The 18,872-nt window shown below is 36.6% G+C and carries 23 protein-coding genes and 1 rRNA gene; 23 read left to right on the forward strand and 1 reads right to left on the reverse strand.

The features are described from left to right. Window positions 1–8 precede the first annotated feature (8 nt). The 11 genes from rrf (at window position 9) to rsmI (ending at window position 7,352) form a co-directional block, all read left to right on the forward strand. A 5S ribosomal RNA gene (gene rrf, locus DS031_RS20820) occupies window positions 9–125 on the forward strand. A 206-nt stretch (window positions 126–331) separates the two neighbouring features. Beyond that, complete coding sequence (locus DS031_RS20825) at window positions 332–526, forward strand: sigma factor G inhibitor Gin (protein ID WP_113808127.1); 195 nt, start codon at window positions 332–334, stop codon at window positions 524–526. A gap of 157 nt (window positions 527–683) precedes the next feature. Next, a complete protein-coding gene (locus DS031_RS20830; RefSeq protein WP_113808128.1) occupies window positions 684–2,132 on the forward strand; it encodes an aminotransferase class I/II-fold pyridoxal phosphate-dependent enzyme in 1,449 nt (482 codons plus the stop codon). Window positions 2,133–2,134: 2 nt separating this feature from the next. Then, complete coding sequence (gene tmk, locus DS031_RS20835) at window positions 2,135–2,800, forward strand: dTMP kinase (protein ID WP_181833273.1); 666 nt, start codon at window positions 2,135–2,137, stop codon at window positions 2,798–2,800. A 15-nt stretch (window positions 2,801–2,815) separates the two neighbouring features. Beyond that, window positions 2,816–3,145: a cyclic-di-AMP receptor gene (locus tag DS031_RS20840; protein ID WP_113808130.1), complete on the forward strand. Its 330-nt coding sequence runs from the start codon at window positions 2,816–2,818 to the stop codon at window positions 3,143–3,145. A gap of 30 nt (window positions 3,146–3,175) precedes the next feature. After that, a complete protein-coding gene (gene holB, locus DS031_RS20845; RefSeq protein ID WP_342767269.1) occupies window positions 3,176–4,174 on the forward strand; it encodes a DNA polymerase III subunit delta' in 999 nt (332 codons plus the stop codon). 6 nt (window positions 4,175–4,180) lie between these two features. Further along, window positions 4,181–5,011, forward strand: a complete 831-nt coding sequence (locus DS031_RS20850) for a PSP1 domain-containing protein (RefSeq protein WP_113808132.1) — start codon at window positions 4,181–4,183, stop codon at window positions 5,009–5,011. A gap of 48 nt (window positions 5,012–5,059) precedes the next feature. Next, a complete protein-coding gene (gene yabA / locus DS031_RS20855) occupies window positions 5,060–5,395 on the forward strand; it encodes a DNA replication initiation control protein YabA (RefSeq protein WP_425452003.1) in 336 nt (111 codons plus the stop codon). A gap of 97 nt (window positions 5,396–5,492) precedes the next feature. Beyond that, a complete protein-coding gene (locus tag DS031_RS20860) occupies window positions 5,493–6,233 on the forward strand; it encodes a tRNA1(Val) (adenine(37)-N6)-methyltransferase (protein ID WP_113808134.1) in 741 nt (246 codons plus the stop codon). After that, complete coding sequence (locus tag DS031_RS20865; RefSeq protein ID WP_113808135.1) at window positions 6,223–6,477, forward strand: GIY-YIG nuclease family protein; 255 nt, start codon at window positions 6,223–6,225, stop codon at window positions 6,475–6,477. Before DS031_RS20860 ends, DS031_RS20865 begins: the two co-directional genes overlap by 11 nt. Continuing rightward, window positions 6,477–7,352 carry a 16S rRNA (cytidine(1402)-2'-O)-methyltransferase gene (gene rsmI, locus DS031_RS20870; protein ID WP_113808179.1) on the forward strand — a complete coding sequence of 292 codons (876 nt, stop codon included), beginning with the start codon at window positions 6,477–6,479 and terminating at the stop codon, window positions 7,350–7,352. Before DS031_RS20865 ends, rsmI begins: the two co-directional genes overlap by 1 nt. Window positions 7,353–7,417: 65 nt before the next feature. Here the strand turns inward: rsmI and DS031_RS20875 are convergent, their stop codons facing one another. Continuing rightward, window positions 7,418–7,699 carry a transition state genes transcriptional regulator AbrB gene (locus DS031_RS20875; protein WP_113808136.1) on the reverse strand — a complete coding sequence of 94 codons (282 nt, stop codon included), beginning with the start codon at window positions 7,697–7,699 and terminating at the stop codon, window positions 7,418–7,420. 625 nt (window positions 7,700–8,324) lie between these two features. On the opposite strand from DS031_RS20875, the gene metG reads away from it, so the two are divergent. The 12 genes from metG to spoVG all read left to right on the forward strand — a co-directional run bounded on the left by metG (window position 8,325) and on the right by spoVG (window position 18,831). After that, on the forward strand, window positions 8,325–10,277 hold the full coding sequence (metG, locus tag DS031_RS20880; RefSeq protein ID WP_113808137.1) for a methionine--tRNA ligase: 1,953 nt from the start codon (window positions 8,325–8,327) through the stop codon (window positions 10,275–10,277). Window positions 10,278–10,470: 193 nt separating this feature from the next. Continuing rightward, entirely contained in the window at window positions 10,471–11,238 is a 768-nt protein-coding gene (locus tag DS031_RS20885) for a TatD family hydrolase (protein WP_113808138.1), read from the forward strand. A 202-nt stretch (window positions 11,239–11,440) separates the two neighbouring features. Next, window positions 11,441–12,631 carry a G5 and 3D domain-containing protein gene (locus DS031_RS20890; RefSeq protein WP_113808139.1) on the forward strand — a complete coding sequence of 397 codons (1,191 nt, stop codon included), beginning with the start codon at window positions 11,441–11,443 and terminating at the stop codon, window positions 12,629–12,631. A gap of 112 nt (window positions 12,632–12,743) precedes the next feature. Beyond that, window positions 12,744–13,313: a ribonuclease M5 gene (rnmV, locus tag DS031_RS20895; protein WP_113808140.1), complete on the forward strand. Its 570-nt coding sequence runs from the start codon at window positions 12,744–12,746 to the stop codon at window positions 13,311–13,313. Beyond that, entirely contained in the window at window positions 13,310–14,185 is an 876-nt protein-coding gene (rsmA, locus tag DS031_RS20900) for a 16S rRNA (adenine(1518)-N(6)/adenine(1519)-N(6))-dimethyltransferase RsmA (protein ID WP_113808141.1), read from the forward strand. The genes rnmV and rsmA overlap by 4 nt, the downstream gene beginning before the upstream one ends. 81 nt (window positions 14,186–14,266) lie before the next feature. Continuing rightward, the gene (yabG, locus tag DS031_RS20905) at window positions 14,267–15,154 is read left to right on the forward strand and encodes a sporulation peptidase YabG (protein WP_113808142.1); all 888 of its coding nucleotides are present in this window, start codon (window positions 14,267–14,269) and stop codon (window positions 15,152–15,154) included. Window positions 15,155–15,406: 252 nt separating this feature from the next. Continuing rightward, window positions 15,407–15,673, forward strand: a complete 267-nt coding sequence (gene veg, locus DS031_RS20910) for a biofilm formation stimulator Veg (RefSeq protein ID WP_113808143.1) — start codon at window positions 15,407–15,409, stop codon at window positions 15,671–15,673. Between the two features lie 127 nt (window positions 15,674–15,800). Continuing rightward, on the forward strand, window positions 15,801–15,977 hold the full coding sequence (locus tag DS031_RS20915; RefSeq protein ID WP_113808144.1) for a small, acid-soluble spore protein, alpha/beta type: 177 nt from the start codon (window positions 15,801–15,803) through the stop codon (window positions 15,975–15,977). 207 nt (window positions 15,978–16,184) lie between these two features. After that, window positions 16,185–17,048, forward strand: coding sequence for a 4-(cytidine 5'-diphospho)-2-C-methyl-D-erythritol kinase (gene ispE / locus DS031_RS20920; protein WP_113808145.1), 864 nt, complete (start codon window positions 16,185–16,187; stop codon window positions 17,046–17,048). 60 nt (window positions 17,049–17,108) lie between these two features. Further along, the gene (gene purR, locus DS031_RS20925) at window positions 17,109–17,963 is read left to right on the forward strand and encodes a pur operon repressor (protein ID WP_113808146.1); all 855 of its coding nucleotides are present in this window, start codon (window positions 17,109–17,111) and stop codon (window positions 17,961–17,963) included. 19 nt (window positions 17,964–17,982) lie between these two features. Then, window positions 17,983–18,357, forward strand: a complete 375-nt coding sequence (locus DS031_RS20930) for a RidA family protein (RefSeq protein WP_113808147.1) — start codon at window positions 17,983–17,985, stop codon at window positions 18,355–18,357. Window positions 18,358–18,540: 183 nt separating this feature from the next. Then, a complete protein-coding gene (gene spoVG / locus DS031_RS20935; protein ID WP_113808148.1) occupies window positions 18,541–18,831 on the forward strand; it encodes a septation regulator SpoVG in 291 nt (96 codons plus the stop codon). Window positions 18,832–18,872: the final 41 nt, after the last annotated feature.

An 18,872-nucleotide genomic window follows, 5' to 3' on the forward strand; every position in this document is an offset into this window, starting at 1 on the left:
ATCACATGTCTAGTGGCGATAGCGAAGAGGTCACACCCGTTCCCATGCCGAACACGGAAGTTAAGCTCTTCAGCGCCGATGGTAGTTGGGGGCTCTCCCCCTGTGAGAGTAGGACGCTGCTGGGCAATCTGAAACCTGTGAATGAATATTCACAGGTTTTTTAATTATCCACTTTTAAGTGAAAAACCTTTATTTTAAATAGACAGACACAATGACGTCAATATACACATAAGCTAAAAGTGTATGGAAAAATAAAAACATGTATATTTAATTGACGAATTGTCAAAGATGGAAGCATACAGAATTTGTTTTTAATAGGGAGGTGTGAACTGTGCGTTCATTGCTTCAAACAGAGAAAACATGTTTAATATGCGAAGAAAAAAAGGAAAAAGGAATTCATATTTTTAATCAATTTATTTGTGAACCTTGTGAGAGAGAAATGATAGCAACAGAAACGAGTGATCAGCATTATCATTATTATTTAAAACAGCTCGGAAAACTGAAGCTTAGTTTGCGTTCTTCATAACCCAAGCAGGCCCAACGGCGGACCTGCTTTTTTTATTTCCTATTAAATAATAGATTATTTAATAGGAAAAGAATTAGCAGATAGCATGAACTGCAGTAAGAGCTAAAATTTTATGATAAAATAAAAATAGAAGATGAAATTGTAAAGGAATGTCACGATGAATCAGGAAGAGGCTCCATTATATAACGCACTGCAGGATTGGAAAAAGCAAAGAGTAACTTCTTTTCATGTACCAGGTCATAAAAACGGTACTATTTTCCCGCGATTTGCTGCAAAAGAATTTCAACAATTGCTTAAGATTGATGCAACAGAACTAACAGGTTTAGATGACCTTCATAATCCAACTGGTGCTATTGATAAAGCACAGCAGTTAGCTTCGCAGTATTATAATGTACAAGCAACTTTTTTTCTTGTGAACGGATCAACAGTTGGAAACCTCGCGATGATTCTTGGCTCATGTAATGAAGGAGATATTGTACTTGTGCAGCGAAATGCGCATAAATCAATTTTCCACGGATTAGAACTTGCAAATGTTAATCCGGTTTTTTTATCTCCTTTTATTGATGAACAAGCACAAGTTGCAGTAGGTTTAACAAAAGAAGCACTAGAAAAGGCGTTAAAAGCTTATCCAAGTACGAAGGCAATTATTTTGTCAAATCCTAATTATTACGGCATGACAGTTGATTTAACGGATATTATTCAGCTTGCACATGCTTCTCATATTCCTGTCCTTGTTGATGAAGCACATGGCGCGCATTTTGGTTATGGCTCACCTTTTCCGATTTCAGCATCTTTAAAGGGAGCAGATGTTGTTGTACAATCTGCTCATAAAACGCTGCCGTCCATGACAATGGGCTCTTTTTTACATTTTAACAGCAAAATTATAAATGAAGACAAAATTGCTTCTTATTTACACATGCTGCAATCGAGCAGCCCTTCTTATCCAATTATGGCTTCTCTCGATTTAGCAAGATATTATCTTTCCCAGTTAGATGAACAGCAGGTAAAAAAAATAATAATGCAAATTAATCACTTTCGGGAAGAATTAAACGAAATAGACAGTATTCGTGTGCTTCCTGCTTCTTCTCACTATGAACTTGATCCATTAAAAGTTACCATTCAAACAAACGGTGCGTTAAATGGCTTTCAAATTCAAGAACGTTTAGAAAAAGAAGGTATTTATACGGAACTTGCTGATCCGCTAAATGTATTGTTTGTATTCCCACTTGCTGAAATAAGGGGACTTAAACAAATAACCGCCAAAATTAAACAGGCATTATTCTATCAGAAGCAGGCTGATTATAGCAAGAAGCGTCAGAGTAAGACATTTAAATGGCATACTGACTATTCAGAGTTAGTAGTTACTTATAAGGAAATGAAGCACTATCATAGAATAAAAGTACCGTTCAGTGAGGCAATAGGCTGTATTGCCGCAGAAGCAGTTATTCCGTATCCGCCTGGTATTCCTTATTTAATAGCTGGGGAAAAAATTACAAAAGAACAGATTGAAGAATTAATGAGAATGATACAAGAAGGGGTGCGTCTCCAAGGAGGAGAGCATGTGAAACAACAAAAAATCTATGTTTATGAGCATAAAGGAGAATAAACGTGCAGGGATTATTTATTACATTTGAAGGTCCAGATGGTGCTGGGAAATCTACACAAGTTCAAAAACTTGCCCATTATTTACAAGGAAAGGAGATCTCTTATATTCATACAAGAGAACCAGGGGGCACGGCGATTAGTGATAAAATTCGTTCTCTCATATTAGATCCAGAACACAGTGAAATGGTAAATGAAACAGAAGTATTGCTGTATGCCGCCTCACGCGCTCAGCATGTTCGTGAAAAAATTATACCAGCCCTAGAAGAAGGAAAAGTTGTCTTATGTGATCGGTTTGTTGATGCTTCTATTGCTTATCAAGGATTTGGCCTAGGGATTGGTCAAGATAAAATCAGCGAGATTAACCGCTTTGCAACAGGAGGATTAAAACCAAGTCGTACGTATTTAATCGACTTATCTCCTGAAGAGGGAAGAAAGCGTATGATGGAGCGCTATAAAGCAGCAAATAAAACAGAACAATTTGATCGAATTGAACAAAAGGAATTAGCATATCATGAAACCGTTAGAAATGGATTTCACCAAATTTATGAAACAGAAAAAGATCGGATTTATATAATTGATGGACGTCAAAGTGTGGAAGAGATTTTTCAACAAATAAAAGATGATTTTGATTCCATTTGCAGCAAGCAAGGCTTAAAGATGGAACGTTAAAAAAGGAGGATTTCCATGAAATTGGTAATGGCTGTTGTACAGGATCAAGATAGCAACCGTTTATCACAAGCGTTAATAGAAGAAAATCTTCGTGCAACAAAGCTTGCCAGTACAGGGAGTTTTTTAAAAGCTGGAAATACAACTTTTTTAATTGGTGTAGAAGATTTCCAAGTAAATAGGGTCCTAGAGATTATTAAAGAAAATTGTCAAAGCCGAGAACAATTAGCAGCACCAGTCTCTCCAGTGGGAGGGAATGCAAATTCATATATTCCAAATCCAGTAGAAGTAAAAGTTGGCGGTGCGACTGTATTTGTTCTTCCAATTGAACAATTTCATCACTTTTAAAATAATAATTAGAATGAATAATATAGGTGTGTGATTTTTTTGGAAAACTGGAATGAATGGCAGCAAAAACAACCAAAAATTGTTAAAATGTTAACAAATAGTTTAGTGAAAGATCGTCTTGCACATGCCTATTTATTTGAAGGCAGTACAGGGGTTGGGAAAAAAGCAATTGCCATTCAACTTACAAAAAGCTTTTTTTGCATGCAGCGTCAAGGGATTGAACCTTGTAACAGCTGTTCAGATTGCAGACGTATTGATTCACATAATCACCCTGATGTTCATATTATTTCACCCGACGGTCAATCTATTAAAATTGATCAAATTCGCCAGCTCCAAAAAGAATTTTCTTATTTAGGAATGGAATCGAACCGCAAAGTGTATATTTTAGAACATGCTGATCGTATGACCACACAGGCGGCGAACAGTTTATTGAAATTTTTAGAAGAACCGAGTCGGCAAACTCTTGCAGTGCTGTTAACTGAGCAAATACACAGGATTTTGCCAACCATTTATTCACGCTGTCAAGTTCTTTCATTTCGACCTTTAACTTCAGAGGAATTAGTGCAGCAATTACTTGATCAAAATCTTCCAAACAACCTTGTTCGATTGGCTGCTTCTCTCACAAATAATAGCAGAACAGCAAAGGAAATGATTGAGGACGAGTGGTTTGCACAAGCACGAAAAATAGTGATACAATTGACTGAAGAATTACTAGAAAGACCACATCAAGTACTGTTAACAATTCAAGAGAAGTGGCTTTCGCATTTTCAAGAAAAAGATCAACTCACAGTTGGATTGAACCTCCTTTTATTATGGTATAAAGATTTGTTACTAATAAAATTAAATCAAGGGGAGAAAATCGTTTATACTGATGAGCAAAATAAGTTAGAGCGTTATGCACTTCAAACTTCCCAACAACGAATCAGCCGTGATATGACGGCAGTTCTTGACGCGAAGAGGCGTTTGGATGCCAATACAAATGCACAGCTCGTTATGGAACAAGTGGTGCTTAAATTGCGGGAGGGATAACTCATTGTGTATGAAGTAGTTGGAGTCCGCTTTAAAAAAGCGGGTAAAATATATTATTTCAATCCCGATGGAATTGAAATACAAAAAAATGATTTTGTTATTGTCGAAACTGCTCGCGGCATTGAGTATGGAAAAGCTGTTATTGAAAAGAAGCAGGTTGGTGAGAATGATGTTGTTTTACCATTAAAACGCGTGCTTCGTTTAGCAGATGAGAAAGATAAAATGACAGTTGAAGATAATAAACAGGCTGCAAAAGAAGCGTTTGAGATGTGTGTAAAAAAAGTTGAGGAGCATAAGCTGGAAATGAAGCTTGTCGACGTTGAATATACATTTGATCGCAATAAAGTTATTTTTTATTTTACTGCTGACGGCCGTGTTGATTTTCGTGAACTTGTAAAAGATCTCGCTGCTATCTTCCGTACAAGAATTGAACTTCGACAAATTGGTGTGCGTGATGAGGCAAAAATGCTTGGAGGCATTGGGCCGTGCGGTCGTATGCTGTGCTGTTCAACATTCTTAGGTGATTTTGAACCCGTATCAATTAAAATGGCAAAAGATCAAAATTTATCATTAAATCCAGCGAAAATTTCCGGATTATGCGGTCGATTAATGTGCTGTTTAAAATATGAAAATGATGCCTATGAAACAGCAAAGCAAGAACTTCCTGACTTAGGGAAAGAAATCAAAACACCGAACGGAAGAGGAAAAGTTGTCGGGCTTAATATTCTTGAGCGCCTTGTTCAAGTTGAACTTTATGAATTAGAACGAGTAACTGAATATACATTAGACGAGCTTATAAATGAAGAAGCCGTTTCTGCTCAAGCCACAGAACAATGAGGTGGATAACAGGTGGGGAAAAAGGAATTTTTTTCACAATTAAGCTCAATGGAAGAGCAAATTGGAGATCTATATCGTCAATTAGGAGATTTAAAAGAGCAATTAGCAGCACTATTAGAAGAAAATCATCATCTAGAAATTGAAAACCGCCATTTAAGGGAAAGATTAGAAAAAGTAGTTGAGCAGCAAAAGAAAACATCACTAAAAAATGAACAGGATCCACAGACAAAAAGCAAGCAAAAAACGAAGCCTGAAGTAAGTGAAGGCTATGATAACTTAGCCCGCCTTTATCAAGAAGGATTTCACATTTGTAACTTACACTATGGCAGTATTCGTACAGAGGGTGATTGTTTGTTTTGCTTATCCTTTTTAAATAAGCAGTAACTTTTAGTCTTTCCATTGAGTGGAAAGACTATTTTTTAAGATAATATAGAAACTATTAATAGAATAAAAATGTTTAACCAGTAAGGGGAACAACAAGATGTTTGAACTTTATGAAGATGAGCGTATTGATTTTATTGGGAAAGAAGAGCTGCAAATTATTCAAAGTCATCGTGTCTTTTCCTTTTCATTAGATGCGATTTTGCTCGCAAATTTTGTCCATGTTCCGATTCAAAAAGGAAATTTGCTTGATTTATGTACAGGCAATGGGGTCATTCCATTATTGTTAAGTCAGCGCAGTAAAGCAAATATTACCGGAATAGAAATTCAAGAGCGTTTGTATGAAATGGCTCGTAGAAGTACGGCGATGAATCATATGGAAGAAAGAATCGAGTTCATGCGTGCAGATATTAACGATGCACCGAAGCTATTAAAAGGAAAAAAATTTGATGTCGTAACCTGCAATCCGCCTTATTTTAACACTGCTGCAAAAGACTTGATTAATGTTAATGAACATTTAGCAATTGCACGTCATGAAATTTACTGTTCGTTAGAGGATGTTGTCAGAGTAAGCGCCCATCTTGTAAAACACGGAGGAAAAGCAGCTTTTGTGCATAGACCCAACCGCTTATTAGAGATTGTAAACTTTATGCGTGCTTATCATATTGAACCAAAGCGTCTGCAGTTTATTCATCCGGTAGAAGGAAAAGCAGCGAATATGCTCCTTATTGAAGGGACAAAAAAAGGAAAACCAGATTTAAAAATTTTACCTCCGATTATGATTCATACAAAAGAGGGTCATTATACAGAAGAAATGAAGCGGATTTTATATGGAAAATAATTATTATGTATATATATTAGAATGCGGAGACGGCACTCTTTATACAGGGTATACGAATAATTTAAAACGACGCCTTCTTGTTCATCAGCAGGGAAAAGGGGCGAAATATACGAGAGGAAGACAGCCAGTTGAGCTTGTATATGAGAAGACCTTCTTAACAAAGCGTGAAGCCATGCAGGAAGAATATCGAATTAAACAATTATCTAGGAATCAAAAAAAGCAGCTTATTGAAAAGGAGAAATGATTGTGCAGCAGCAAAGTTTTCAGCAAGCTTCATCTAAGGGACAATTATATTTAGTGCCTACACCAATTGGAAATTTAGAAGATATGACATTTCGGGCTGTTAGAATTTTAAAAGAAGCCAATGTGATTGCAGCAGAAGATACGAGACAAACAAAAAAACTTTGTAATTATTTTGAAATTGATACCCCGCTTATTAGTTACCATGAACATAATAAAGAAGTAAGCGGACAAAAATTAAAGGAACGAATATTAAATGGTGACACAATTGCTCTTGTTAGCGATGCTGGTACCCCAGCGATTTCCGATCCAGGCTATGAGCTGGTTGTAAGCTGTATAGAAGCTGAAATCGCTGTAATTCCGCTTCCAGGCGCAAATGCCGCGCTAACCGCATTAATTGCTTCAGGACTTCCAACAGATCAATTTTATTTTTACGGATTTTTACCACGTCAAAAAAAAGAGAAAAAAGAAGTATTAGAAGAACTGAAAAACATAAGAAGTTCGCTTATTTTTTATGAGGCCCCTCACCGTGTAAAAGAAACATTAAAAGAAGTTGAAGCATTGTTTGGAAACCGAAACATGGTTACTGCGCGTGAACTTACAAAAAAGTATGAAGAGTTTATTCGTGGAAGCATTTCAGATGTGCGTTCCTGGTTTCAAGAAAATGACCCTCGAGGGGAATTTTGTTTTATCGTTGAAGGGGCCTCAGAGTTGGAAATAAAAAGTGAAGAAGTTTGGTGGGAAAGTTTTACATTAAAAGACCATGTTAATTATTACTGCGAGGAAGAAGGACTCAATCCAAAAGATGCAATAAAAAAAGCAGCAAAAGACCGGAATCTTCCAAAACGTGAAGTTTATCAAGCTTATCATGTTGAATAATGAAAAAATGTTGAATAATGAAAAAACTCCTTCTACAATAAAGCAGAAGGAGTTTTTATATTTAATTAACTGTTTGTCAGTTGCGATTGAAGTTCTTTTAAAATTTGCTCTGCGCCTTCTTTGCTTAAAATAACTTTACCATTTGCAAGTGTAAAGTTATCGTCAGATACTTCACCAGTTACTTGACAAGTCATTGTTGGCTTATATTTTTTTAAGATGATGCGATCATCATCAACATAAATTTCAAGAGCATCTTTTTCTGCAATACCTAATGTACGGCGAAGCTCAATTGGAATAACAACACGACCTAATTCATCAACTTTACGAACAATACCAGTAGATTTCATGAAGTGTTCTCCTCTCATGCAATTTTATATCACACGTCACTTTTCGACAAAATTCTATCTTATAGTTTTATAATACCAACGTTTCCAAAAGTCGTCAATCATTTTTTTTAGAAAATGGAATTATTTTTAAAAAATAACAAACTGCGTTATATCAAGGTTTGCGAAGGCGACAAAGTGTCTTCTTAAACATTATATAACATTTTTTCTAACAATAGTGAGGAAATTTTATAGTAATATATGGTATATAGAGATATGAAGGTTTGTCGAAAAAAATTTCATTCGACAAAGAATTTATTTTTATTTCGACAAAAATTCCATAAAATAGGTTATTAATAGGAGACCGCTTGACAATGACTTAGGCAATTAGGTATATTTTGATGAAAGAAGCGGCAAAAATGAAAGAAAGATCTTTTAATAAGAAATGGAGCGGAATGGTTAAAATAGTAGGTTATAGGCCAATAAATCTCATGCTGTGTAAGAGCTTGGCAGGAGAGTGAAGAACGTTTTGGTTGTAGAAATAACTTAGCTTTTGTCCGCATAGGGCGAAAGCTTTTTTATTATGATAGAAATGGTAAAATAGAGTGTGGCAATTTAATTATGGATGAAGTAATTAGGAGGGAACAAAATGGCTGAAAAGAAAAAGACCTTTTATATAACAACCCCGATTTATTATCCGAGCGGAAAACTACATATTGGACATGCTTATACAACAGTTGCTGGGGATGCTGCTGCTCGTTATAAGCGTCTTCGCGGTTATGATGTTATGTATTTAACAGGAACGGATGAACATGGCCAAAAGATTCAGCAAAAAGCAGAAGAACAAGGTGTAACACCACAAGCTTATGTTGATAAAATTGTAAGCGGCATTCAAGATCTTTGGAAGAAACTCGATATTTCCTATGATGATTTTATTCGTACAACAGAAGAACGCCATAAAAATGTCGTTGAAAAAATATTTGATCAGCTTGTTGCTCAAGGTGATATTTATCTTGATGAATATGAGGGATGGTACTGCACACCTTGTGAGTCATTTTTTACAGAGCTGCAGTTAGATGAGGGAAATTGTCCCGACTGTGGTCGGCCTGTTGAAAAAGTAAAAGAAGAATCTTATTTCTTTAAAATGAGCAAATATGCGGACCGTCTGCTGAAGTTTTATGAAGAAAATCCAGAGTTTATTCAGCCGGAGTCACGTAAAAATGAAATGATTAATAATTTCATTAAACCAGGTCTTGAAGATCTAGCTGTCTCTCGTACATCGTTTAACTGGGGCGTGAAAGTGCCTAACAATCCAAAGCATGTTGTTTATGTGTGGATTGATGCTCTTTCTAATTATATTACAGCACTTGGTTATGGAACAGAAAATCAAGCAAAGTATGAAAAATATTGGCCTGCAGATGTTCATTTAGTCGGAAAAGAGATTGTTCGCTTTCATACGATTTATTGGCCAATCATGTTAATGGCACTCGATTTACCGCTGCCAAAGAAAGTTTTTGCACATGGATGGCTGTTAATGAAAGACGGCAAAATGTCAAAATCAAAAGGAAATGTTGTTGATCCTGTTACATTAATTGAGCGCTATGGCTTAGATGCGCTTCGATATTATTTACTGCGGGAAGTGCCGTTTGGTTCTGATGGTGTCTTTACACCGGAAAGCTTTGTGGAGCGTATTAATCATGATCTTGCAAATGATTTAGGAAATTTATTAAATCGTACCGTTGCCATGATTGATAAGTATTTTGATGGGGTAATTCCAACTTATCAGGGAGCTGTGACACCATTTGATGACAGCTTAGTGGAAGTAGTAAACAGTACCGTCAAAAAAGCAGAAGATGCCCTTGAAAGTATGGAGTTTTCTGTTGCTTTAACAGCAGTTTGGCAGTTGATTAGCCGTACAAACAAATACATTGATGAAACCCAACCATGGGTATTAGCAAAAGATGAAAATGAACGTGAAAAACTTGCTTCTGTTATGACTCATTTAGCTGAATCATTGCGTTATGTATCCATTTTACTGCAGCCGTTTATGACGGAAGCACCTAAAAAAATCTGGCATCAGCTCGGTGTACAAGAAGGGGCTGGAACTGTATGGGACAGCTTATACCAATTTGGTAAAACGATTGGCGGGCAAACGGTTCAAAAAGGTACGCCATTATTTCCTCGTTTAGAAGTAGCAGAAGAAGTGGCTTATATTGTAGAACAAATGGGTGGCGTATTAAAGCAGAAGGAAGAAAAGCCTGTTGAAAAGCCAGATACAGATGAAATTACAATTGATGATTTTTCAAAAGTTGATTTGCGTGTAGCTGAAGTAATTGCTGCCGAGCCAGTTAAAAAAGCAGATAAGCTTTTGAAATTGCAGCTTGATGTTGGGTATGAAAAGCGCCAAGTTGTTTCAGGTATTGCAAAATTTTATAAACCTGAAGAATTAGTTGGTAAAAAAGTGATTCTTGCTGCCAACTTAAAGCCTGTTAAACTGCGCGGTGAGCTTTCAGAAGGAATGATTTTAGCAGGTGAAAAAGATGGAAAACTTGAGCTTGCCTCAATTGGTGATGCGCTTCCGAACGGTACGAAAGTAAAATAAGGTAAGATATTGATGAATAGGGTCAGTGTTCTTGATAAAGGATGCTGATCTTTTCACCTTGTTCGACAAGAATCCTTCTAATTCGCTGTTTTTGTAAAGGAAATGTAATGGAAATGAAACTGTTTTGAATTAGAAATGTATTTATTCTTTTGTTACACTTAGAGAAGAAATTAATGATAAGGTGGGTCATTGCATGCTATTTGATACACATACACATCTAAATGCAGAACAATTCATCGAAGATCGAGCGGCGGTGATTCAACGAGCTAGAGAAGCTGGTGTCTCACAAATGGTTGTTGTAGGCTTTGATGAAGTGACAATTAACGGTGCGATGGAGCTTGCTGAAGCTTATGATTTCATTTATGCGTCAGTTGGATGGCATCCTGTTGATGCAGTGGATATGACAGCGGAACATTTAGCTTGGCTTGAAAAGTTAAGCAGTCATCCAAAAGTTGTAGCACTTGGTGAAATGGGTCTTGATTACCATTGGGATAAGTCACCAAAAGAAGTGCAGCAAGAAGTATTTCGCAAACAAATTCAACTGGCTAAGAAAGTAAACTTACCTATCATTATTCATAATCGCGAAGCAACACAAGATGTGATTGATATTTTAAGAGAAGAGGGAGCAGAGGCTGTAGGGGGAATTATGCACTGTTACAGCGGAAGCTTAGAAGTTGCCAAGGCTTGTGTAGATATGAATTTTTACATATCGTTTGGCGGACCTGTTACCTTTAAAAATGCGAAAAAGCCAAAAGAAGTCGCAGCAGATTTACCAATTGATCGTCTGCTTATTGAGACAGACTGCCCATTTTTAGCGCCACATCCATACCGTGGAAAGCGAAATGAACCAGCATATGTGAGGCTTGTGGCCGAACAGATTGCTGAGTTAAAAGGAATTTCTTATGAAGAGCTGGCTGAAAAAACGTCCGAAAATGCTAAAAAACTATTCAAACTAAATTAGGTAAATGTTGGGTTTTACTTTGCGTCTAAGCTGTATTCCTTATAAGGTGTAAATCGTTGAAAGTCCAGGACGATTCACGTCGGGAAGTTTCTCTTTTTAGGTAGTCAATTTTTTCAAAAATTCCTTGTTTGAAAAGTCGAGAGGTTGACAAAAGGAAAGTTCATGGATATAATCCATGTTCATTAAGGAGGAGTTTAAACCGATGAATAAAAACATGAAAGTTTTTTCCGGATTCTTAAAGGGGAAAAGGCTGTTCATGTCCATCCTTAGTGTTGTGGTGCTGGTTGCTGTAAGTGGTGTGGTCATTTTTGAGATGACGAAAAAACCTATAACCCTTGTTGTAAATGGCGAAGAGAGTCAAATTAAATCACATGCTGAGACAGTTGAAGAACTTTTGATGGACAATAATATAACAGCAGCTGTACATGATGAAGTAAACCCTAGTTTAGATACAGCCCTTCAATCAGAAATGGAAATTGTCTATAAAGCTGCGAAGTCTCTTGTATTAACAGCAGATAATGAGCAGGAAAAGAAATGGACAACCAAAGAAACGGTTGGCGAATTTTTAAAAGCTAATGGCATTGAAGTAAAAGAGCATGATCAAATTAACCCTGCATTAAATACGAAAATTACAGAAAACATGCAGGTAAACTATAAGTCTGCCTTTGAAGTACCTCTTGCAGTGGGGAACGAAAAAGAAAAGGTATGGACAACTTCGACTACGGTCGCTGACCTTTTAAAACAACATGATGTAACATTAAACGAACTTGATCGCGTAGAGCCGGGATTAGCGGAAGAAGTTACACGAGAAACAAATATAAATGTGATTCGGGTCGAAAAGGTCACCGATGTAGTGGAAGAAGAAGTGGATTATGCAACAGTTACGAAAAAGGATTCATCATTAACAAAAGGAAAACAAAAAGTAGTTGAAGCGGGAGAAAAAGGCCGGATTGAAAAGAAATACGAAGTGGTATTAGAAAACGGTAAAGAAGTATCTCGAAAACTGCTGGAAGAAACAACAGTAAAAGAAAGTTCTGATAGAATTGTTGCTGTAGGTACAAAGCCTGTTCAAACCGTCTCACGTGGAAATAGCGGTACTGTTAAAAATGAATTTTATGTCACAAGTACAGCTTATACAGCATCCTGTGCAGGCTGTTCAGGAGTAACAGCAACAGGTGTGAATTTAAAAGCAAACCCTGGGGCAAAAGTTATAGCCGTTGATCCTAGCGTGATTCCGCTTGGAACGAAAGTCTATGTTGAGGGCTATGGCTATGCGATTGCTGCAGATACAGGCGGTGCAATTAAAGGAAACAAAATTGATGTCTTTTTTGCAAGCAAATCCCAAGCGTATGCATGGGGACGTAAAGCAGTCCGTATTAAAATTTTACAATAAAAGTAATGAACAGAGGGTGCTGATCCCTCTGTTTTTTAATTTTTTAGCGCTAGTAAATAAGGGTGTTGTTTTCTATGTTTAAGACGATTTATACTTAGAAAAGGTTTCAAAATTGGAGGAAAACATGAAAATTAAAGAAATTATTGTTGTGGAAGGAAAAAGTGATACAATTGCGATTCAGCATGCTGTTGATGCGGATACATTAGAAACAAATGGATCTGAAATTAGTGAAGAAACATTAAAGCGTATTGAAGTAGCTCAAAAAAAGCGCGGTGTTATTATTTTTACAGATCCTGATTATCCTGGTGAAAGAATTCGTAAAATCGTAAGTGCCCGTGTTCCGGGGTGTAAACATGCATTTTTACCAAAGCAAGAAGCAATCGCTCGGTCAGGTAAAGGTCTAGGGGTGGAGCATGCTTCTAAACTCGCCATTCAGCAAGCCCTTTCTAAAGTAAAAGAAGAGATGGAAAGAGATGCAGAGTTAATTCCATGGCAGGATCTTGTGGATGCCGGGTTAATTGGTGGTCCAAAAGCAAAACAAAGACGTGAAAAGATTGGTCAAAAGCTAAATATCGGTTACATGAATGGGAAACAACTATACAAGCGATTACGCATGTTTCAAATTACGCAGGAAGAGTTTATCGATGTGATGAGAAGCGTGTTACAGGAGGAAAAGAAATGAATAAGGAAATTGCTACGCCACAGCGGACAAAAGCTGTTTTAGAAAAATATGGTTTCTCGTTTAAAAAAAGTTTAGGGCAAAACTTTTTAATTGATTCAAATATTATCCGTAATATTGTAGCCAGTGCCGGGTTAACGGGAAACTCTGGAGCTATTGAAATCGGACCTGGAATTGGTTCATTAACAGAACAGCTTGCCAAAACAGCTGAGAAAGTAGTGGCTTTTGAAATTGATGATCGACTGCTTCCTATTTTAGAAGATACATTATCACCTTATCAAAATGTAAATATTATTCACTCGGATGTATTAAAAGCAGATGTAAAAGCGGTTATTAAGGATAATTTTCCAAATGGCCAAGATATAATGGTAGTTGCAAACCTCCCTTATTATGTAACAACGCCAATTTTAATGAAATTAATTGAAGAAAAGCTTCCCATTCGCGGAATTGTTTGTATGATTCAAAAGGAAGTGGCAGATCGGATTGCGGCATCTCCTAGTACAAAAGAATATGGATCATTATCGATTGCGACTCAATATTATGCCAAGGCAGAAACCGTATTTATAGTGCCGAGTACGGTGTTTGTACCAAAGCCGAATGTGGATTCAGCAGTGCTTCGTCTAACAATGCGAGAAAAACCGCTCGTTGATGTAATTGATGAGGAATTTTTCTTTACAGTTGTAAGGGCAAGTTTTGCACAGCGCCGCAAAACATTACTAAATAATCTTACACACAATTTATTTTCAAAAAACCAAAAGCCTCTTGTTGAAGAAGCATTGGCAAGTGCAGAAATTGATCCAAAACGAAGAGGAGAAAGTCTTTCTATCGAGGAATTTGCCCGCATGAGTGATGCGCTTTACAAACGCTTAAAATGATAATCATGTTTTGCCTTTCTGCACATATCATTTTAATAAGACGTAAGCCTCAATGAAAAAGCTGTGCAGGGAGGCATTAAAATGACGATACGGGTAGGCGATATTGTTGCAAGAAAATCTTACAAATGCGATTTACTATTTCGAGTTCAAAAAATATCTGAAGAAAAACAGATCGTGGAATTAATTGGGGAGGAAATGCGTCTTATTGCAGATGCTCCTCTTAATGATTTAATCATTGTTTCTGCGCCTGAAAGACAGAAGCTAAGGCAGGAATTAAAAGAAAAAGAAGATCGTTCTTACCGCCTTTTTCGCCAAGATTACCAGCTGCTTAGGCGCAAAAGGGAATATACAGCTACAAATGGTTATCAAACGAAAAAAAGTTATTTTGAACTTCCTGGTAAAGTACTGCATATTGATGGAGATGCTCTTTATTTAAATAAATGTTTGGAGTTGTATAAAAAATTATCGGTACCTGTATTTGGTGTACATATGAATGAAGTGGACATGCCGCAGAAGGTTCCGCCTTTAATAGACAAGGTTCGTCCTGAAGTGCTCGTCCTTACAGGTCACGATGCTTATTTGAAAAATAAAGGAAAGAAAAATGATCTGCAGGCATACCGGCATTCCAAACACTTTGTTCGTACAGTAAAAGAGGTGCGCTCAAAAATTGGAAATCTTGATCATCTTGTGATTTTTGCAGGAGCCTGTCAATCTCACTTTGAGTCGCTTATAAAGGCAGGAGCAAACTTTGCAAGCTCACCTTCAAGGGTAAATATCCATGCGCTTGATCCGGTTTATATTGTGTCAAAAATTTGCTTAGCTTCATTTATGGATCGTGTTAATGTCATTGAAGTGCTGCGCAATACATTAACAGGAGAAGAAGGTCTTGGTGGTGTTGAAACAAGAGGTTTATTAAGAACAGGGATGCCGATTCAAGAAGATGAAGAAACCTTAAACGACCAAACATAATCTTGTTTGGTCGTTTAAGGTTTTTTAATCGCACTATGAAATAGGATTCACTAATATAGAACATTCACATGTATCATTTGTTAGTCACTCATACATAATTTTAAAAATTAGGAAGATACTAAGGAAAGTATAATATGGAAAGCGAAAAAATGGTTGACATTAAACTTGTTTAATTGTTATAATTTAAATTTTATTTGACAAAATTCAACAAAAAATGTTATAATTTAAACTAAGTGAGGTGGGTGTTCCAAAATGGGTAAAACAATTGTCGAAATTAAGAAAACTTTAGAAGAATGTGTGGGTCAGCGTCTAACATTAAAAGCAAATGGTGGACGACGAAAAACCATTGAACGTTCCGGCGTGCTTGAGGAAACGTATCCATCAGTATTTATTGTGAAATTAGATCAAGAATCAAACTCTTTTGAGCGTGTTTCTTATAGTTATACAGATGTATTAACAGAGACAGTAGAACTAACATTTGGTGAAAGCCATGGACATCTTGCGGTAAACGGGCAGTAGACATCGTCTAACTGCTTTTTTATGTTGTTTTATTAGATAATTTTTCAATTTTAGGATACATACAACTCTTATAGTTTTCTGCACCTTTCAAATACTAAATGTACAGAGGATGAAAGGGGAAGATAGTGTGGCAAGGAGACGAGGCATCATGTCTGATCGCTTAAAAGAAGAAATTGCGAAAGAACTTGGCTTCTATAATGTTGTAGAAAAAGAAGGCTGGGGCGGAATTCGCGCAAAAGATGCAGGCAATATCGTAAAACGTGCGGTAGAAATTGCTCAAACAAAGCTCACTAATAATAACTAAATCCCTCTGTAAAACCGAAGTCCAGGACTTCGGTTTTTCTTTTTATTCAGTGCTTTGAGACAATAATCTATACTTTTATATAGCGTTTTATTTAAATAAAATAAAAAGAGAAGGTGAGCTGAAAGAACTTGGCTTTTACCGAGTTTTCTTTATGAAAGCGGTATGTTACAATAAAGTGCGGAATGTAGAAGGTAGAAGGTGATTTGGTTGAAAATATCAGTAAAAGCTCCAGCTAAAATTAATTTGTCACTAGATGTTTTACATAAGCGTGAAGATAACTATCATGAAGTGAAAATGGTAATGACGACAGTTGATTTAGCGGATCGCATTAATTTAACACTGCGTAATGATAACGTGATAAAAATTGATTCAACAAGCGGATTTATTCCAAATGACCGCCGCAATTTAGCGTATCAAGCCGCAGAATTACTGCAGGAACGTTTTCATATTAAAAAAGGTGTTTCAATTCATATAGAAAAAAACATCCCTGTAGCCGCTGGTTTAGCAGGTGGAAGCAGTGATGCAGCTGCCACATTAAAAGGATTAAACCAGTTATGGGGATTAGGACTGTCATTTGATGAACTAGCAGCATTAGGTGCTGAGATTGGATCTGATGTTTCCTTTTGTGTATATGGAGGGACAGCGCTTGCAACAGGACGTGGCGAAATTATTAAGCACATTCCTTCACCGCCTTCTTGTTGGATTATTCTTGCGAAACCATCTACTGGTGTATCGACGGCTGAAGTATATCGCCGTTTAAAATTAGAAGATATCGTTCATCCTAATGTTGAAAAGATGGTTGAAGCGATGCATACAAAAGATTATAAGTTGATGTGCAGTGAACTTGGCAATGTATTAGAAAATGTGACGCTTTCTTTATATCCTGAAGTAGAGCAAATTAAAAGACAAATGGAGCAGTTGGGGGCAGATGGCGTCCTTATGAGTGGAAGCGGACCAACTGTTTTTGGAATTACGAAATATGAAACGCGTATGAGAAGAATTTATAACGGATTAAGGGGTTTTTGTAATCAAGTCTACACTGTTCGTTTATTAGGAGAGAGTGAGGGTTGATTAAATCCGTATGAAAATGATATATTATCTATATAATATTCGGATTTTGGAGGTCCTCCTATGAAGTTACGGCGAAGCGGCAGACTTGTTGATATGACACGTTATATGCTGCAGCATCCACATGAACTAGTACCATTAACATTTTTTTCAGAACGATATAAATCTGCTAAATCTTCTATTAGTGAAGACTTAGCAATTATTAAAGAACAATTCGAGCATCAGGGTGTTGGTTCAATTCTTACGATTCCTGGGGCTGCAGGTGGTGTGAAATTCACACCGATGATGAATGAAAATGAAGCAAAAAAACTTTTTGAAGAAATTCAGGAAGTATTCGCTAAGTCAGAACGTTTATTACCGGGCGGATATTTATATATGACAGATATATTAGGTGATCCCCGCTTAATGAATCAAATTGGCCGTTTATTTTCATCTATTTTTGCAAAAACAGAAATTGATGTTGTTATGACGGTTGCAACAAAAGGGATTCCATTTGCATATGCCATTGCAACACATTTAAATGTTCCAGTGGTTATTGTAAGACGTGACAGCCGTGTGACAGAAGGATCCACAGTCAGCATTAACTATGTATCAGGTTCTTCTAAACGCCTTCAAACAATGGCACTTTCACGAAGAAGTCTTGATGCTGGTTCAAATGTATTAGTTGTGGATGACTTTATGAAAGCTGGCGGTACAATTCATGGAATGATTAGTTTACTTGAAGAATTTCAAGCAAACCTTGCCGGAATTGGTGTATTAGTGGAAGCTGAAGGTGTTGAAGAAAGACTTGTTGAAGAATATACTTCAATGATGCGTCTTGAAGTAGATGAAAAAGAGAAAAAAATCAACATTGTAGAAGGAAATTACCGAAGCTATCCCGAACGACTATTAAGACCAACTGATTATACAATTGAGTAGTAAGGAGAGGATTACAAACATGAAAGCAGTTCATACAAATAAAGCACCACAAGCAATTGGTCCATATTCTCAAGGTATTATCGTAAACAATCTGTTTTACAGTTCTGGACAAATTCCATTAACAGCAGAAGGCGATCTTATTGAAGGTGATGTTGTTGAACAAACACATCAAGTATTCAAAAACATTCAAGCTGTATTAGAAGAAGCTGGTGCATCGCTTGATACGGTCGTTAAAACGACTGTATTTATTAAAGATATGAATGATTTTCCAGTTATTAACGAAGTGTACAGTTCATACTTCGCTGAACATAAACCTGCAAGATCATGTGTAGAAGTAGCAAGACTACCAAAAGACGTAAAAATCGAAATGGAAGTTATTGCTCTTGTAAAATAAGAAGCTGACTCAATTGAGTCAGCTTCTTATTTTTTAGGTGAAGTTTCTGTCATTATTTGTAATATAAACGTTGAAAATTTAAAATTATTTTAATTATTTTTCTAATTTTAGAAGGGATTTTTTAGAAGGTGTTGAATAGAACTAGTATACTCTTATATCTGGAAAAAGGTGGGGTTAAGGAAAATGGAAGTAACTGACGTAAGATTACGCCGTGTGAATACGGAAGGGCGAATGCGTGCAATTGCATCAATTACCATTGACCATGAATTTGTTGTTCATGATATCCGTGTAATTGATGGCAATAATGGTTTATTTGTAGCTATGCCAAGCAAGCGTACACCAGATGGTGAGTTCCGCGATATTGCACATCCTATTAATTCGAATACAAGAGATAAAATCCAAACAGCTGTATTATCAGAGTACGAGCGTGTAGGGGCAATGGAAAATGCATTAGAAGAAGCAGGTGCTTCCTAATAAGATTTACAACCAGAACCTAATGAAGAATGTTAGGTTCT

It is taken from the genome of Bacillus taeanensis, assembly GCF_003318295.1.
In the GTDB taxonomy this organism is placed as follows: Bacteria; Bacillota; Bacilli; order Bacillales; family UBA6769; genus Maribacillus; species Maribacillus taeanensis.

Bases quoted from the DNA above. Each gene is read 5' to 3' on its own strand.
- DS031_RS20830 (WP_113808128.1), top strand. From the start codon at position 684: ATGAATCAGGAAGAGGCTCCATTATATAACGCACTGCAGGATTGGAAA.
- DS031_RS20840 (WP_113808130.1), top strand. From the start codon at position 2,816: ATGAAATTGGTAATGGCTGTTGTACAGGATCAAGATAGCAACCGTTTA.
- yabA (WP_425452003.1), top strand. From the start codon at position 5,060: ATGGAAGAGCAAATTGGAGATCTATATCGTCAATTAGGAGATTTAAAA.
- DS031_RS20860 (WP_113808134.1), top strand. From the start codon at position 5,493: ATGTTTGAACTTTATGAAGATGAGCGTATTGATTTTATTGGGAAAGAA.
- DS031_RS20865 (WP_113808135.1), top strand. From the start codon at position 6,223: ATGGAAAATAATTATTATGTATATATATTAGAATGCGGAGACGGCACT.
- DS031_RS20875 (WP_113808136.1), bottom strand. From the start codon at position 7,699: ATGAAATCTACTGGTATTGTTCGTAAAGTTGATGAATTAGGTCGTGTT.
- metG (WP_113808137.1), top strand. From the start codon at position 8,325: ATGGCTGAAAAGAAAAAGACCTTTTATATAACAACCCCGATTTATTAT.
- DS031_RS20885 (WP_113808138.1), top strand. From the start codon at position 10,471: ATGCTATTTGATACACATACACATCTAAATGCAGAACAATTCATCGAA.
- DS031_RS20890 (WP_113808139.1), top strand. From the start codon at position 11,441: ATGAATAAAAACATGAAAGTTTTTTCCGGATTCTTAAAGGGGAAAAGG.
- rsmA (WP_113808141.1), top strand. From the start codon at position 13,310: ATGAATAAGGAAATTGCTACGCCACAGCGGACAAAAGCTGTTTTAGAA.
- yabG (WP_113808142.1), top strand. From the start codon at position 14,267: ATGACGATACGGGTAGGCGATATTGTTGCAAGAAAATCTTACAAATGC.
- veg (WP_113808143.1), top strand. From the start codon at position 15,407: ATGGGTAAAACAATTGTCGAAATTAAGAAAACTTTAGAAGAATGTGTG.
- purR (WP_113808146.1), top strand. From the start codon at position 17,109: ATGAAGTTACGGCGAAGCGGCAGACTTGTTGATATGACACGTTATATG.
- DS031_RS20930 (WP_113808147.1), top strand. From the start codon at position 17,983: ATGAAAGCAGTTCATACAAATAAAGCACCACAAGCAATTGGTCCATAT.
- spoVG (WP_113808148.1), top strand. From the start codon at position 18,541: ATGGAAGTAACTGACGTAAGATTACGCCGTGTGAATACGGAAGGGCGA.